The following is a 17,277-nucleotide window of genomic DNA, read 5'->3' as shown; positions in this document are numbered from 1 at the left end:
TCATAATCCTAGGTTGGTAATGGACAACGAAGAGAGACTTGTCAATTACCTGAAAAGAGCGACGGCGGATCTGCGGGAATCCCGGCGGCGGTTGCGCGCGGCCGAGGACCGCCTGCGCGAGCTGGGCGCCGGCCCTGACGGCGCCGTGCCGATCGCGATCGTCGGCATGGCCTGCCGCTTCCCAGGCGGGGTCACCACGCCCGAGGACCTGTGGCGGCTCATCACCGACGAGGTCGACGCCGTCACCCCCATGCCCGCCGACCGCGGCTGGGACATCGACGCCATCTACGACCCGGAGCGCGGCAAACCGGGCAAGACCTACACCCGCGAGGGCGGCTTCCTGCGCGACGTGGCCGGCTTCGAACCGGAGTTCTTCGGCATCAGCCCCAACGAGGCCACCGCCATGGACCCGCAGCAGCGGCTGCTGCTGGAGACCACCTGGGAGGCGGTCGAGCGCGCCGGCATCGACCCCACGGCACTGCGCGGCAGCCGTACCGGCGTGTTCGTCGGCGTCATGTACGGCGACTACGGCTCGCGCAGCGACCGGATACCCCGCGGCGTCCAGGGCTTCATCGCGCACGGCAGCCACCGCAGCGTGGCCTCGGGGCGCATCTCCTACCTGTACGGCTTCGAAGGACCCGCGGTCACCGTGGACACCGCCTGCTCCTCGTCGCTGGTCGCCCTCCACCTGGCGGCGCAGGCGCTGCGCGGCGGCGAGTGCGAGCTGGCCCTGGCCGGCGGCGCCACCGTGCTGTCCACCACCGAGCTGTTCGTCGACTCCGGCCGCCAGGGCGTGCTCTCGCCCGACGGCCGCTGCAAGTCCTTCGCCGCCGCGGCCGACGGGGTCGGCTGGGGCGAGGGCGTCGGACTGCTGCTGCTCGAACGCCTCTCCGACGCCCAGCGCAACGGCCACCCCGTGCTCGCCGTCATCCGCGGCTCCGCCGTCAACCAGGACGGCGCGAGCAGCGGCCTGACCGCGCCGAACGGCCCCTCCCAGGAGCGGGTGATCGGCGCCGCGCTGTCGGCGGCCGGGCTCTCGCCGTCGGACGTGGACGTCGTCGAAGGCCACGGATCCGGCACCAGGCTGGGCGACCCCATCGAGGCACAGGCGCTGCTCGCCACGTACGGGCAGGGCCGCGACCGGCCCCTGTGGCTGGGCTCGGTCAAGTCGAACATCGGCCACGCCCAGGCGGCCTCAGGCGCGGCGGGCGTCATCAAGATGGTGCTGGCCATGCGGCACGGCACGCTCCCGAAGACGCTGCACGTGGACGCCCCCAGCCACGAGGTCGACTGGACGGCCGGCAACGTGGAGCTGCTCACCGAGCCCCGGCCGTGGACCCGCGCCGGGCACCCGCGCAGGGCCGCCGTCTCCGCGTTCGGGGTCAGCGGCACCAACGCCCACGTCATCCTCGAAGAGGCCCCCGAGGAGACCGCCGAGCCTTCGGCCGCCGAGGACTCCCCGGCGCTGCCGATCGTGGTGTCGGCCAAGTCCGAGGCCGCGCTGCGCGCCCAGGCGGACCGGCTGGCCGGCTTCCTCACCGGCGACGGCGCGGACGCCGGCCTGCCCGGCGTGACCTGGACGCTGACCCGCCGCGCTGCGCTCGCTCACCGCGCCGCCCTGGTGGCCCACGACAAGGACGGCCTGATCGCCGCGCTGCGCGGCATCGCCGCGGGGGATACCCCGCCCGGCGTCACGGTCGGAGAGGCCAGGAGCGGGCGGCTCGGCCTGGTGTTCTCCGGGCAGGGCGCGCAGCGGCCCGGCATGGGCCGCGGACTGTACGAGCGCTTCGGCGTGTTCGCGCGCGCCTTCGACGAAGCCTGCGAGCTGCTGCAGGCCGAACTCGCCGGGACTGACGTGGTCGCAGAGCTGGCCGGTGGGCTGAGCGTGCGCGACATCATCCTCGGCGACCAGGCCCCTGACGGAGTGCTGGATCAGACCGTCTTCGCCCAAGCCGGGCTCTTCGCCTTCGAGACCGCGCTGTACCGGCTGCTGGAGTCGTTCGGGGTGCGTCCGGACGTTGTGGCGGGGCACTCGTTGGGCGAGATCACCGCCGCACACGTCGCCGGTGTGCTGGACCTGGCGGATGCGTGCCGTCTGGTGGCCGCGCGTGGGCGGTTGATGCAGGCGTTGCCGTCCGGTGGGGCGATGGCGGCGATCGGCTGTGGCGAGGGCGAGATCGCCTCTGTGCTGGCCGGTCACGATCAGGTGGCCATCGCCGCGGTGAACGCGCCGGGCGCCATCGTGGTCTCCGGTGCCGCCGGCCAGGTCGATGAGGTCGTGGCGTGGGCGCGGGAGCAGGGCTTCCGTACGCGGCTGCTGCGGGTGTCGCATGCGTTTCATTCGCCGTTGATGGAGCCGATGCTGGCCGAGTTCGAGCAGGTCGTCGCCGGGCTGACGCTGCGCCGCCCGCAACTGGCGCTGATCTCGAACGTCTCCGGTGACCTGGCGGGCGAGGAGGTCACCGAGCCCGGTTACTGGGTGGAGCACGTCCGCCGCCCGGTGCGCTTCGCCGACGGCGTCGAGGTGATGCGGCGGCGCGGGGTCACCCACTTCCTGGAGGCCGGCCCCGACTCCCAGCTCGCCCCCATGATCGAGCAGACCCTGGCCGAGGGCGTCTCCGTGGTGGCCCTGCAGCGCCGCGACCACGACGAGGAGGCCCGCTTCGCCGAAGCGCTCGGTGCGGCCTGGGCCGGTGGCGTGAGTGTGGACTGGAGCGCCTGGTTCGCCGGCCGCGAGACCCCGCCGCGCACCGTCACGCTGCCCACGTACCCGTTCCAGCGGCGCCGCTTCTGGCTCGAAGCTCACAAGTCGGGCGACGTGTCGGCGGCCGGCCAGTCGCCCGTCGAGCACGCGCTGCTCGCCGCCGCCGTGACCCACCCGGACGGCGCCGTCACCCTCACCGGTCAGCTGTCCCCGCGTACGCAGCCGTGGCTCGCCGACCACACGATGAACGGCACCGTGATCTTCCCCGGCACGGGCTTCGTGGAGCTGGCGCTGCGCGCCGGCGACGAGGTGGACTGCGGCAGGCTGGACGAGCTCGTCCTGGAGACCCCGCTGGCCATCCCCACGGGTGAGGACGCGGCCGGCGTGGCCGTCCAGGTCGCGGTCGCCGCCCCGGACGGCGACGGCCGCCGTACCGTGGAGATCCACTCCGCCGCCGGTGAGGGCTGGATCCGGCACGCCCAGGGCACCCTCGCCCCCGCCACGGCCGAGGGCGCCGACCTCACCGCGTGGCCGCCCCCCGAGGCCACGGCCGTGGACATCGACGGGCTGGACGACCGGCTGGCCGAGCGCGGCTACGACTACGGTCCCGCGTTCCGCGCGCTGCGCGCCGCCTGGCGCAAGGGCGAGGAGTTCTACGCCGAGGTGGCGCTGCCCGAAGGCGTGGACGCCACCGGCTACGACGCGCACCCCGCGCTGCTCGACGCCGCGCTGCGCGTGGGCCTGGTGCCCGAGGCGGACGAGAAGGCGGACGAGAGCACGCGGCCGGTGGTCCCCTTCGCCTGGCGAGGGGTCGAGCTGCACGCGACCGGCGCCGCCGCGGCACGGGTGCGCCTGCGACCCGCCGACGGCGCGGGCGCGGTGCGGCTGGACCTCGCCGATGCGACGGGCCGCCCCTTGGCCACCGTGACGTCGCTGGAATCCCGCCCGCTCGCCGACCCTCTCCCGACGGGCGGAGCGGCGGCGCCGCCCCTGTACGAGGTGGAATGGCGCCCGCTGGCCACGCAGGACGGCGAGACGCCGTCACGGGACGCCGAGGTCCACCTGGCCTGGGACGACACCGCCACCTCCGCATCCACGCCCGAGCGGGTACGCCGCACCGTGGCGGCCGCGCTGGAGCGCGTCCAGCGCTGGCTGGCCACCGACCCTTCGACCGACGACACCCTCGTGATCGTGACCAGGGGAGCGGTCGCCATCGGCGGCGCGGCCCCGGACGTGGCGCAGGCGGCGGTCTGGGGACTCGCCAGGGCCGCCAGGGAGGAGAGCCAGGGACGCATCCTGCTGGTCGACCTGGACCCCGGGCAGGACCAGGACCGCTCCGCGATCGACTCGGCCACGGCCGCCGCGCTGCGCGCGGGAGAGCCGGAGACGGCCGTACGCGCGGGAAGGCTGCACATCCCCAGACTGGCCCGCCGCGCACCGGAGCACGGCGCCGCCGCATGGCCCGCCGAGGGCGCCACGCTGATCACCGGCGGCACCGGCGGCCTGGGCGCGCTGCTGGCCAGGCACCTGGTCACCGAGCACGGCGTACGGCGCCTGGTGCTGACCGGCCGCCGCGGCCTCGACGCGCCCGGCGCGGCCGAGCTGCGCGACGAGCTGGCCGGGCTCGGCGCGGAGGTGACGGTGGCCGCCTGCGACGTGGCCGACCGCGCCGCGCTCGCGGCCCTCCTGGAGGAGACGCGGCCGCTCGCGGCGGTGGTGCACGCGGCCGGTGTGCTGGCCGACGGCACCATCCCGACCCTCGACGACGAGCGCCTGGCGCGGGTGCTGCGGCCCAAGGTGGACGGCGCGTGGCACCTCCACGAGCTGACCCGCGACCTGGACCTGCGCGCGTTCGTGCTGTTCTCCTCGACGACCGGCCTCATGGACGGCGCGGGACAGGGCAACTACGCCGCCGCCAACGCCGCCCTCGACGCGCTCGCCGCCGAGCGCGCCGCCGCCGGGCTCCCGGCCGTCTCGATCGCCTGGGGCGCGTGGGAGGCGGGGAGCGGCATGGCCGGCCGGCTGGACGACCGCCAGACCGCCCGGCTCGCCGCCTCCGGCATGCGGCCGCTCACCTCAGAGGAAGGGCTTGCCCTGTTCGACGCGGCGCTCGCCGCCGGGCACCCCGCGCCGGTCGCCTGCCGGCTCGACCTCGCCGCACTGCGCGGCCGCGACACGGAACCGCCCGCGCTGCTGCGCGCCCTCGCCGGCCGCCGTCCCGCCCGCGCCGCCGCGGCGGGACCCGGCTCGCTCGCCGACCGGCTCGGCGCGATGTCCCCCGTCGAGCGGCGCGAGCTGCTCCTGGGCGTGGTACGCGCGGAGGCCGCCGGCGTGCTCGGGTACGGCTCGCCCGACGCGGTGCCGGTGGACCGGGCCTTCCAGGAGCTGGGCTTCGACTCGCTGTCCGGCGTGGAGCTGCGCAACAGGCTGGGCCGCAGGGTCGGCATGGCGCTCCCCGCGACCCTCGTCTTCGACCACCCGACGGTGACCGCGCTGGCCGGCTTCCTGGCCGACCGGTTCGGCGGCACACCGGAGCCCGCGCAGGCACCGGCGGTGGCGGCGGCTCCGGCCGAGACCGACCCGATCGTGATCGTCGGGCTCGCCTGCCGGTACCCGGGCGGCGTGGAGACGCCGGAGGACTTCTGGCGGCTGGTGACCGAGGGCGTCGACGCGGTGGGCGACTTCCCCGCCGACCGCGGCTGGGACCTCGGCTCGCTGTTCCACCCCGACCCCGAGCACGAGGGCACCTCGTACACGCGGCAGGCCGCCTTCCTGCACGGCGCCGCCGAGTTCGACCCGGACTTCTTCGGCATCAGCCCCCGCGAGGCGGCGGAGATGGACCCGCAGGAACGGCAGTTCCTGGAGGTCAGCTGGACCGCGCTGGAGCGGGCCGGGATCGACCCGACGTCGCTGCGCGAGACCAGCGCCGGGGTGTTCGCGGGCGTGATGTACCACGACTACGTCCCGGCGGGCGCGGGCGGCGCGACGGTCTCCGGACGCGTCTCCTACACGCTCGGCCTGCGCGGTCCCGCGATCAGCGTGGACACCGCCTGCTCGTCCTCGCTGGTGGCGCTGCACCTCGCCGCGGACGCGCTGCGGCGCGGCGAGTGCGACCTGGCCCTCGCCGGCGGCGTGACCGTGATGTCCACGCCGGGGGCGTTCATCGAGTTCTCCCGGCAGCGCGGGCTGGCCGCCGACGGCCGGTGCAAGGCGTTCTCCGAGGCCGCCGACGGCGTCGGCTGGGGCGAAGGCGTCGGCGTCCTGGTGGTCGAGCGTTTGTCGGATGCTCGTCGGCGCGGGCACCGGGTGCTGGCCGTCGTGCGCGGCAGCGCGGTCAACCAGGACGGCGCCTCCAACGGCATCACCGCCCCCAACGGCCCCTCCCAGGAGCGGGTGATCGCCCAGGCGCTGGCGTCGGCCGGCATCGGCCCTGACCAGGTGGACGTGGTCGAAGGCCACGGCACCGGCACCTCCCTCGGCGACCCGATCGAGGCCCAAGCCCTGCTGGCCACCTACGGCCAGGACCGCAAGGAGCCGCTGTGGTTGGGGTCGGTGAAGTCGAACCTGGGCCACACCCAGGCCGCAGCGGGCGTGGCGGGTGTGATCAAGATGATTCTCGCGATGCGGCACGAGCTGCTGCCCAGGACGCTGCACGTGGACGCGCCGTCCTCGAAGGTGGACTGGTCGGCCGGTGCGGTGGAGCTGCTGACCGAGCCGAAGCCCTGGCCCAAGCACCCGGACCGGCCGCGCAGGGCGGGCGTGTCGTCGTTCGGCATCTCCGGCACGAACGCCCACGTCATCATCGAGGAACCGCCCGCCGAGGAAGCCCCGGCCCCGGCGGCCCCCACGGTCGTGGACGGCGACCGCGCCGTGCTGCCGGTGCTGATCTCCGCCAAGACCGAGCCCGCGCTCCGCGCCCAGGCCGACCGGCTCGCCGCCTTCATGGCCGAACACGACGAGACCGGGCTGCCGGACATCGCCGCCGAGCTGACCCGCAGGGCCGGACTGCCCAAGCGCGCCGCCGTCCTGAGCGGCTCCCGCGAGGCCGCGCTGGCCGGACTGCGCGCGCTGGCGGCAGGAGAGCAGGACCCCGGGCTCGTCCGCGGCCAGGTGCACGAGGGCGCGGACCAGCCGGTGTTCGTCTTCCCAGGGCAGGGCGGCCAGTGGCCGGGCATGGCGCTCGAACTGCTGGACTCCTCGCCCGCCTTCGCCGCCGCACTCGACCGCTGCGCCGCCGAGATCGAGCGGCTGGTGGACTGGCGGGTCCGTGACGCGCTCGGCGACGCCGGGATGCTCGAACGCGTCGACGTGGTCCAGCCGGTCCTCTGGGCGGTGATGGTCGCGCTGGCCGAGACCTGGCGCGCCGCCGGAGTCGAACCGGCCGCCGTGGTCGGCCACTCCCAGGGCGAGATCGCCGCCGCCTGCGTGGCCGGGGCGCTGTCACTCGCCGACGGCGCGCGGGTCGTGGTGCTGCGCTCCCGCGCGGTCGCCGAGCGCCTGTCCGGCCTGAACGGCGGCATGATGTCCGTGGCGCTGCCCGCGGAACGCATGCCCGAGCTGCTCGCCGAGTACGGCGACGCGATCTCCGTGGCCGTGGTGAACGGCCCAGGATCGGTCGTGCTGGCCGGCGACTCCGACGCGCTGGACGCCCTGGAGGCCCGGCTGCGCGCCGACGGCACCCGCGTCAAGCGCCTGGCCGTGGACTACGCATCCCACGGCGCGCAGGTGGAGGTGCTGCGCGAGCCGCTGCTGCGCGACCTCGCCGGGCTGCGCCCGCAGGCCGCCGCCGTGCCGTTCTACTCCACGGTGGAGGCGGCCGAGCTGGACACGACCAGGCTCGACGCCGAGTACTGGTACACGAACCTGCGCAGGACCGTACGGTTCGCCGAGACCACCCGGGCGCTGCTGGCCCGCGGACGCCGGCTCTTCCTGGAGATGAGCCCCCACCCGATGCTCACCCCGGCGATCGAGGAGACCGCCGCCGCCGACGGCGTGGACGTCGCCGCCCTGGGCACGCTGCGCCGCGACGAGGGCGGCAGGTTCACCACGGCGCTGGCCGAGGCCTGGCTGCGCGGAGCGCGGGTGGACTGGTCGAAGGTCGTGCCCGCCGCGCCGCGCGTGGACCTGCCCACCTACCCGTTCCAGCACGACAAGTACTGGAAGCCGAGCACGCTCGGCGGACCCGCCGGGCTCAGCGCCGCCGGCCTCGACGCCGCCGGCCACCCGCTGCTCGCCGCGGTGCTGGACGAGCCGGACGGCGACGGACTGGTCTTCTCCGGCCGGCTGTCCGTCGCGGGCCAGCCGTGGCTCGCCGACCACCGCGTGGCCGAGCGGATCATGGTGCCCGGCGCGGCGCTGGTCGAGATGGCGCTGCACGCCGCCGACCGCGCCGGCTGCGACGCGCTGGAAGAACTGATCCTGGAACGTCCGCTCGTCCTGCCCGACGACGGCGCCGCCCGCATCCGCGTGGTGGTCGGCGCCGCCGAGGACGGCCACCGCCCGATCTCCGTGTACGCCGCCCCGGACGCTCCGGACGCGGAGACCCCCGCGTGGACCAGGCACGCCATCGGCAGCCTGGCCAAGACGGCGGGCGAAGGCCCGGCCCCGCAGGGAACCGGCCCGGCCTGGCCGCCGGCGGACGCCCGCCCGGTGGACACCGGCGACCTGTACGAGACCATGGCCGCCGGCGGCTACGGATACGGCCCGGCCTTCCGCGGGCTGCGCCGCGCCTGGCGCGGCGGCGACGACATCTACGCCGAGATCGCCCTGCCCGAGCCGGCCGCCGGCGACGCCGACCGGTACGGCATCCACCCGGCCCTGCTCGACGCCGCCCTGCACGCCGCCGGGCTCATCGACGGCGACGGCTCCGGCACGCCCGAGCTCCCGTTCACCTGGCGCGGCGTGCGCCTGCACACCACCGGCGCCACCACGGCACGGGTACGGCTGCGCGCCGCCGGCGGCCCGGCCTCCGACCGCTACACCCTCGAGCTGGCCGACTCGGCGGGCGCCCCGCTGGCCTCGGTGGACGCCATGGTGGTGCGGCCGATCACCGACGGCGAGCTGGCCGGCGCGGCGGTGCACGTCGCGCTGCCCCGGCTCGCCTGGACGCCGCTGCCCCAGGCGGACGCCCCGCCCGCCGCGGTGGACCCGGGCGTCGAGACGTTCCACGTGCCGCGAGACTCCGCAGCGGACCCGGCAGCCGCCGCGCACGCGGCGACCGAGGCCACCCTCGCAGCGCTGCGCACGTGGCTGTCCGGCGAGCAGCGGGACGGCGTCCGCCTGGCCGTGATCGTGCGCCGCGCGGCGGCGGTCCTGCCGGGCGAGGACGCCGATCCCGCCCACGCGGCGGCCGCCGGCCTGGTGCGCGCCGCCCAGGCCGAGCACCCCGACCGCATCGTGCTCCTCGACACCGGCACCGACGGCGACAGTGAGGACGACCTGCCGTGGGCGGCGATCCGCTCGGCGATCGACGCGGGCGAGCCGGAGCTGGCCGTACGCGCGGGCACCGTGCACGTGCCGCGCCTGGTGCGCGACGGCGACGCGCTCGTCCCGCCGCCAGGGCCGTGGCGGCTGGCCACCACCGGCAAGGGCACGCTGTCCAACCTCGCGCTGCTGCCCGCCCCGGAGGCGACGCGCCCGCTGCGCCCCACCGAGGTACGGCTCGCGCCCCGCGTCGCCGGCATCAACTTCCACGACCTGGTCGTCGCCCTCGGCATGATCACCGAGGAGGACGACGGCCTCATCGGCGAGGCCGCCGGCGTGGTGCTGGAGGTCGGCTCGGCCGTCACCGACCTGCGGCCGGGCGACCGGGTGACCGGGCTGGTGGACGGCGGCGCGGGCAGCGTGGCGATCACCGACAGGCGGCTGCTCGTCCCGATGCCGCGCGGCTGGTCGTTCACGTCCGCCGCGGTGCTGCCGATCGTCAACCTCACCGCCTACTACGGCCTGGTGGACCTGGCCGGGGTGATCGCGGGCGACCGGGTGCTGGTGCACGCGGGCGCCGGCGGCGTCGGCCTGGCCGCGATCCAGCTCGCCCAGCACCTGGGCGCGGAGGTCTTCGCGACCGCCTCGCCCGCCAAGTGGCCGGTGCTGCGCAGGCTCGGCCTCGACGACGACCACCTGGCCTCCTCCAGGGACCTCGGCTTCCGCGACAAGTTCCTCGCCGTCACCGGCGGGCAGGGCATGGACGTCGTGCTCAACTCCCTCGCCAGGGAGTTCGTGGACGCCTCGCTGGAGCTGCTGCCGCGCGGCGGTCACTTCCTGGAGATGGGCAAGACCGACATCCGGCGGGCGGACGAGGTGGCCGCCGCCCACCCGGGCGTCGTCTACCAGGCGTACGACATGGTCGCCCAGTCCCGCACCGAGCACCCGGAGGGCACCCCGGAACGCGTCCAGGAGATCCTCGCCGAGGTCGTCCGCCTCTACGAGGAGGGGGTGCTGCGCTCCGCACCCGTCACCGTCTGGGACGCCCGGCGCGCCAGGGACGCCTTCCGCCACCTCCAGCAGGCCCGCCACGTCGGCAAGCTCGCCCTGGCCGTGCCGCGCGAACTCGACCCGGACGGCACCGTCCTGATCACCGGCGGCACCGGCGTCATCGCCGGGCACGTCGCCCGCCACCTGGTGACCAGGTACAGCGCCCGGCACCTGCTGCTGGTCACCCGGCGCGGCGCCGGCGCGCCCGGAGCCGCCGAGCTCCGCGACGAGCTGGCCGGGCTGGGCGCGTCCGTCCGCGTGGCGGCGTGCGACGTGTCCGACCGCGCCGCGCTCGCCGCGCTGCTCGCAGGCATCCCCGCCGAGCACCCGCTGACCGGCGTGGTGCACGCGGCCGGCGTGCTCGACGACGCCACGATCGCCTCGCTCACCCCCGAGCAGCTCGACAGGGTGCTGCGGCCCAAGGCCGACAGCGCCTGGCACCTGCACGACCTGACCAGGGACGACGACCTCGCGCTGTTCGTCATGTTCTCCTCGGCGGCCGGGCTGCTCGGCTCGCCGGGACAGGGCAACTACGCCGCGGGCAACGCGTTCATGGACGCGCTCGCCCAGCACCGGCGCCACCTCGGCCTGCCCGGCCACTCGCTGGCCTGGGGCCTGTGGGCCGAGCGCAGCGCCATGACCGCCCACGTGGGCGCCGGCGAGTCCGCCCGGCTGTCCGCGAGCGGCCTGCGCGAACTCGACACCGAGTCCGGCCTGCGCCGCTTCGACGCCGCCGTCTCCGGTGACGCCCCCGTGGTGCTCGCCGCGGACGTGGACGCCGGTGCGCTGTCCGCCGGGCCCGTACCGCCCGTGCTGCGTGAGCTGGTGACCGCGCCGTCGCGGCGCCGCGCGGCGGACAGCGCACCGGCGGCGGAGGAGTCGCTGACCGACCGGCTGTCGGGGCTGCTGCCCGCCGAGCAGCGCCGCATCCTCCTCGACCTGGTCCGCTCGCACGTCGCCGCGGTGCTCGGGCACTCCGGCGTCGAGGCGATCGGCCCTGACCGCGCCTTCGCCGAGCTGGGCTTCGACTCGCTGACCGCGGTCGAGCTGCGCAACCGGCTCGGCGCCGCCGCGGGGATGCGGCTCCCGGCGACGCTGATCTTCGACCACCCGAACCCGGAGGCGCTGGTCGAGTTCCTCCTGGAAGAGCTCGACCCGGAGCACGCCGACCCGGCGCGCGCCGTACTCGACGAGATCGAGCGGCTGGAGGCCACCATGGCCGAGCCGATCGCCGACGCCCCGCCCGAGCCCGCCGACGTGGAGGCCGTCGCGGCCCGGCTGGAGGCGCTGGCCCGCCGCTGGCGGGAGGCGCACGGCCGCGCCGCCGGCAACGGCGCCGCACCCGGCCGGGTGGCGGACCTCGCGTCGGCTTCCGACGAGGAGCTGTTCGCGGTGCTGGACAGCGAGCTGGGCGGCTCGGACGCAACGTCCTGAACGACGGGGGAGATGACTGATGTCGGGCGATGACCGCCTGCGCGACTACCTGCGCAGGGCCACCGCGGACCTCCAGGAGACCCGCAGGCGGCTGCGCGATGTGACGGAACGGGCCAGGGAGCCGATCGCGATCGTCGGCATGGCCTGCCGGTACCCGGGCGGCGTGGCCACACCGGAGGAGCTGTGGGACCTCGTGGCCGCCGGCCGGGAGGGCATCTCCGGCTTCCCGGACGACCGCGGCTGGGACGTGGACGCGCTCTACGACCCCGAGCTGGCCCGGCCCGGCACCACGTACGTGAACCGCGGCGGGTTCCTGCACGGCTCCGGCGAGTTCGACGCCGACTTCTTCGGCATGAGCCCGCGCGAGGCCACCGCCACCGACCCGCAGCAGCGGCTCGTCCTGGAGACCTCGTGGGAGGCCCTGGAGCACGCCGGCATCGACCCGACGGGGCTGCGCCGCAGCCGCACCGGCGTCTACCTCGGCGTCATGGCCCCCGACTACGCCATCGGCTACGGCCGGGACGTGCCCGAGGCCGAGGGCCTGCTCAGCACCGGGTCGCACGGCAGCGTGGTGTCCGGGCGGGTGGCGTACACGCTCGGCCTGGAAGGGCCCGCCGTCTCGGTGGACACGGCCTGCTCGTCCTCGCTGGTGGCGCTGCACCTCGCGGCGCACGCGCTGCGCGCCGGCGAGTGCGACCTCGCGCTGGTGGGCGGCGTGACCGTGATGTCCACGCCGGAGACCTTCACCGAGTTCGCCCGGCAGCGGGGCCTCGCGCCCGACGGGCGGGTGAAGGCGTTCGCCGACGGCGCGGACGGCACCGCCTGGGGCGAGGGCGTCGGCATGCTGGTCGTCGAACGGCTCTCGGACGCCCGCCGCCGCGGCCACCGCGTGCTGGCCGTGATCCGGGGGAGCGCCGTCAACCAGGACGGCGCCTCCAACGGCCTGACCGCGCCCAACGGCCCCTCCCAGGAACGGGTCATCCAGCAGGCGCTGGCCGCCGCCGGGCTCGTGGCGGCGGACGTCGACGCGGTCGAGGCCCACGGCACCGGCACCTCCCTGGGCGACCCGATCGAGGCGCAGGCGCTGCTCGCCACCTACGGGCGGGGGCGGCGCACGCCGCTGTGGCTGGGCTCGGTGAAGTCGAACCTGGGCCACACCCAGGCGGCGGCGGGCGTGGCCGGCGTGATCAAGATGGTCATGGCGATGCGGCACGAGCTGCTGCCCAAGACCCTGCACGTGGACGCGCCGTCGTCCAAGGTGGACTGGTCGTCCGGCGCGGTGGAGCTGCTGACCGAGGCGCGGTCGTGGCCCCAGGTGGAGGGGCGGTCGCGCCGGGCGGGCGTGTCGTCGTTCGGGTTCAGCGGGACCAACGCGCACGTGATCCTCGAAGAGGCGCCGGCGCTCGAGGAGGCGCCCGCCGATGCCGGATCCGGTGACTCTTCCGGGCCGGCGGTGCCCGTGGTGGTGTCGGCCAGGTCCGAGGCGGCGCTGCGGGCGCAGGCCGAGCGGCTGGCCGGCTTCGTGGAGTCCCACCCCTCGGCCGGGGTCCCGGAGGTGGCGGCCGCTTTGACCCGGCGGGCCGCTTTGGAGCATCGGGCCGTGCTGCCGGTCTCCGATCGCGACGGGCTGCTCGCCGGGCTGCGTTCACTGGCGGCCGGCGAGCCCTCGCCGGTCACCGGCCGGGTCCGCCCTGGCCGGCTGGCCGTCGTGTTCTCCGGTCAGGGAGCGCAGCGGCCGGGGATGGGGCGGGAGCTCCATGCGGCGTTCCCCGTCTTCGCGCGGGCCTTCGACGAGGCGTGTGAGCTGCTGCAGGCCGAGCTGGCCGGTGACTCTGCGGTGGCGGGGATCGCCGGTGGGCTGAGCGTCCGGGACGTCATCGTCGGCGACGCCGCGCCTGACGGGGTGCTCGATCAGACGGTGTTCGCGCAGGCCGGGCTGTTCGCCTTCGAGGTCGCGCTGTTCCGGCTGCTGGAGTCGTTCGGTGTGCGGCCCGACTTCGTGGGCGGGCACTCGCTCGGTGAGATCACGGCCGCCCACGTGGCGGGTGTGCTGGACCTGGCGGATGCCTGCCGCCTGGTGGCCGCCCGTGGGCGGCTCATGCAGGCGCTGCCGTCCGGTGGCGCGATGGCCGCGATCGGCTGCGGCGAGGACGAGATCGCCTCCGTGCTGGCCCGGTACGACCGGGTGGCCGTCGCCGCGGTGAACGCGCCCGGCGCCGTGGTGGTCTCAGGGGCCGCCGCTCAGGTCGACGAGGTGGTCGCGTGGGCGCGCGAGCAGGGCTTCCGTACGCGGCCGCTGCGGGTGTCGCATGCCTTCCACTCGCCCCTGATGGAGCCGATGCTGGACGAGTTCGCCCAGGTGGCGGCGTCGCTCACGTTCAGCCCGCCCTCGCTGGCGCTCGTCTCGGGCGTGAGCGGGCGGCCGGCCGGCTCGCAGATCACCGAGCCCGGCTACTGGGTGGAGCACGTGCACCGGCCGGTGCGGTTCGCGGACGTCGTCACCACCCTGCGCGAGAACGGCGCCGGCTGCTTCCTGGAGATCGGCCCTGACGCCCAGCTCGCCCCCATGATCGAGCAGACCCTCGCGTACCACGACGACCCCGTCGTCTCCGGCGCGGACGCGGCCCGCGCGCCCGCCGCGGTGGTCGCCCTGCTGCGGCGCGACCGGGAGGAGACCGCCCAGCTCCTCGCCGGGGTGGGCCACGCCTGGGCGTCCGGCGTCGCCGTGAACTGGATGACCTGGCCCTCGCTGGCCGCCGCCCGGCCCCGCCACCTCGACCTGCCCACCTACGCCTTCCAGCGGAGGCACTACTGGCTGCTCCCGCCGGGCGGCTCGCGATCGCGGGCCTCCGGCGTCACCAGCCGGCCCTCCACCTTCGAGATCGCCTGGCGGCGGCTCGAACCGGCCCCTGCGGCCGCCGCCGGGGGCGACCCCCTCGTCATCGACGTCACCGGCACCGAGGACGCCCACGTACTCGACCGGGTGCGGGACGCTCTGCGTACGGCGCTCACCGGCCTGCAGGGCTGGTCGGCCGAAGGGGACGCGCGGCCGGTCGTGGTGGTGACGCGGGGCGCGGTGTCCGTGGGCGATGAGGAGGCGCCGGACCCGGCGCAGGCCGCTGTCCGGGGTCTGGTACGGGCGGCGCAGGCCGAGGAGCCGGGCCGGATCACGCTCGTCGATGTCGAGGCGGCCGGTGCTGATGTGGCCGCGGCGCTGGCCTCCGGCGAGCCGGAGGTGGCGCTGCGCCAGGGAGCGTTGTGGGTGCCCCGGCTGTCCCACGTCGAGTCCGTGGAGCCTGGTGGCGAGGCCGACGACTTGTGGCCCGTTGACGGGACGACGCTGATCACGGGTGGTACGGGTGGTCTGGGTGCCGTGGTGGCGCGGCATCTGGTCGCCGAGCATGGCGTGCGCGATCTGCTGCTGGTCTCTCGCCGGGGGCTGGAGGCTCCTGGCGCCGCCGAACTCCGTGATGAGCTGGCCGGGCTCGGCGCCGAGGTGGCGGTCGCGGCCTGTGACGTGGCCGATCGCGATGCTCTTTCCGCTGTGCTGGCGGGGATTTCTGCGGAGCGGCCGTTGCGTGCGGTGGTGCATGCGGCGGGTGTCGTGGACGATGGCGTGATCTCGTCGTTGTCGGCGGAGCGTGTGGATGCGGTGCTGCGGCCGAAGGCGGATGCGTTGTGGCATCTGCACGAGCTGACGCAGGACGGTCGTGTTGCGCGCTTCGTGGTGTTCTCGTCGGTGGCCGGGGTGGTGGACGGCGCGGGTCAGGGCAATTACGCCGCCGCGAACGCGTTCGCCGATGCCGTTGCCGCGGTGCGGGCTGCTCGCGGGCTGCCGGGCGTGTCGCTGGCGTGGGGGCCGTGGGCCGAAGAGCGGGGCATGGTCGGCCGGATCGGCTCCAAGGATGAGGCGCGGATGCGCGCCGCCGGGCTGTTCGCACTGACCACCGAGGAAGGGCTCGCGCTGCTGGACGCCGGTGTGCGGTCGCAGCGGCCGTTCCTGGTCTCTGCTCGCTTCGACGCGGTGGCGCTGGGACGGCGCGGGGCCGAGCTGCCGCCCATCCTGCGCGAGCTGGCCGCCGACATCGGCAAGCCCGCCGCCGCCCCAGCGGAGCGCGGCGCGGGCGGCTCGGCGCTCGTCGCGGAGCTGATGGACTTGCCGGGAGCGCAGCGGCAGCGGCGGTTGCTGGAGGTGGTGTCCGCTCAGGCGGCGGCCACGTTGGGGCACGACAGCGCGCAGGCGATCGATGCGGATCGGCCGTTCCAGGACCTGGGCTTCGACTCGCTGACCGCGGTGGAGCTGCGTAACCGGCTGCATCAGGTGACCGGGCTGCGGCTGACGCCCACGCTGGTCTTCGACCATCCCACGCCGCGCGCCCTGGCGGCGCATCTGGAGCGGACGCTGTCCGGTACGCGCCGTGCCGCCCCCGCCGTCACCGTGAGGCGGAGGGGCGATCGCGATGATGATCTGATCGCGGTGGTCGGCATGGCCTGCCGCTTCCCCGGCCAGGTCACCAACCCCGAAGAGCTGTGGCGGCTCCTGGTCGAGGACCGCGACGGCATCACCGGCTTCCCCACCGACCGAGGCTGGAACCTGGCATCGCTGTTCCACCCCGACCCCGACCACCCGGGCACGTCGTACGTCCGTACCGGCGGATTCCTGTCCGGCGCCGCCGGCTTCGACCCGGAGTTCTTCGCGCTCAGCCCGCGCGAGGCGGTGGCGATGGATCCCCAGCAGCGGCTCATCCTGGAGGCGTCCTGGGAGGCCCTGGAGCACGCCGGCATCGACCCGTCCCGGCTGCGCGGCACTCCCACCGGGGTGTTCACCGGCGTCATGGCCAACGACTACGGCTCGGGCGCGGCCGCCTCACCCGAGGCCGAAGGCCTGGTGGCCACCGGAACGCAGGGCAGCGTGGTGTCGGGGCGGGTGGCGTACGCGCTGGGCCTTGAGGGTCCAGCGGTGTCGGTGGACACCGCGTGCTCGTCCTCGCTGGTGGCGCTGCACCTCGCCGCGCAGGCCCTGCGCAACGGCGAGTGTGATCTTGCGCTGGCCGGTGGGGTGACGGTGATGGCCACGCCGGATGCGTTCGTGGAGTTCTCCCGGCAGCGCGGGCTGGCCGCCGACGGCCGGTGCAAGGCGTTCTCCGAGGCCGCCGACGGCGTCGGCTGGGGCGAGGGCGTCGGCGTCCTGGTGGTCGAGCGTTTGTCGGATGCTCGCCGTCGCGGGCACCGGGTGCTGGCCGTCGTGCGCGGCAGCGCGGTCAATCAGGACGGCGCCTCCAACGGCCTGACCGCCCCCAACGGCCCCTCCCAGGAGCGGGTCATCGGTCAGGCGCTGGCGGCCGCCGGACTCACCCCCGGTGACGTGGACGCCGTCGAGGCGCATGGCACGGGAACGGCACTCGGCGACCCGATCGAGGCCCAAGCCCTGCTGGCCACTTACGGTCAGGATCGGGAGCAGCCGTTGTGGTTGGGGTCGGTGAAGTCGAATCTGGGCCACACGCAGGCGGCCGCCGGTGTCGCCGGCATCATCAAGATGATCCTCGCGATGCGGCACGAGCTGCTGCCTAGGACGCTGCACGTGGACGCGCCGTCCTCGAAGGTGGACTGGTCGGCCGGTGCGGTGGAGCTGCTGACCGAGCCGAAGCCCTGGCCCAAGCAGGCCG

Annotated in this window: 2 protein-coding genes; both read left to right on the top strand. The window is 75.4% G+C overall.

Annotation, left to right across the window (positions count from 1 at the left end; all coding sequences use genetic code 11):
• The first annotated feature begins 19 nt into the window (after nt 1–19).
• Nucleotides 20–11,611, top strand: a complete 11,592-nt coding sequence (locus tag ACGFIM_RS28445) for an SDR family NAD(P)-dependent oxidoreductase (RefSeq protein ID WP_393205959.1) — start codon at nt 20–22, stop codon at nt 11,609–11,611.
• A gap of 19 nt (nt 11,612–11,630) precedes the next feature.
• Nucleotides 11,631–17,277, top strand: a 5,647-nt coding sequence (locus ACGFIM_RS28440; protein WP_393205956.1) for an SDR family NAD(P)-dependent oxidoreductase, incomplete at its 3' end; no start/stop codon positions are given.

The organism is Nonomuraea sp. NPDC049309, from assembly GCF_043196965.1.
In the GTDB taxonomy this organism is placed as follows: domain Bacteria; phylum Actinomycetota; class Actinomycetes; order Streptosporangiales; family Streptosporangiaceae; genus Nonomuraea; species Nonomuraea fastidiosa.
Note: the sequence above shows the minus strand (reverse complement) of the source record. Positions and strands in the feature narration are given on the sequence as shown.

What these genes read in the sequence shown, in the direction of transcription:
- ACGFIM_RS28445 (WP_393205959.1), top strand. Translation starts at nt 20, where the DNA reads ATGGACAACGAAGAGAGACTTGTCAATTACCTGAAAAGAGCGACGGCG.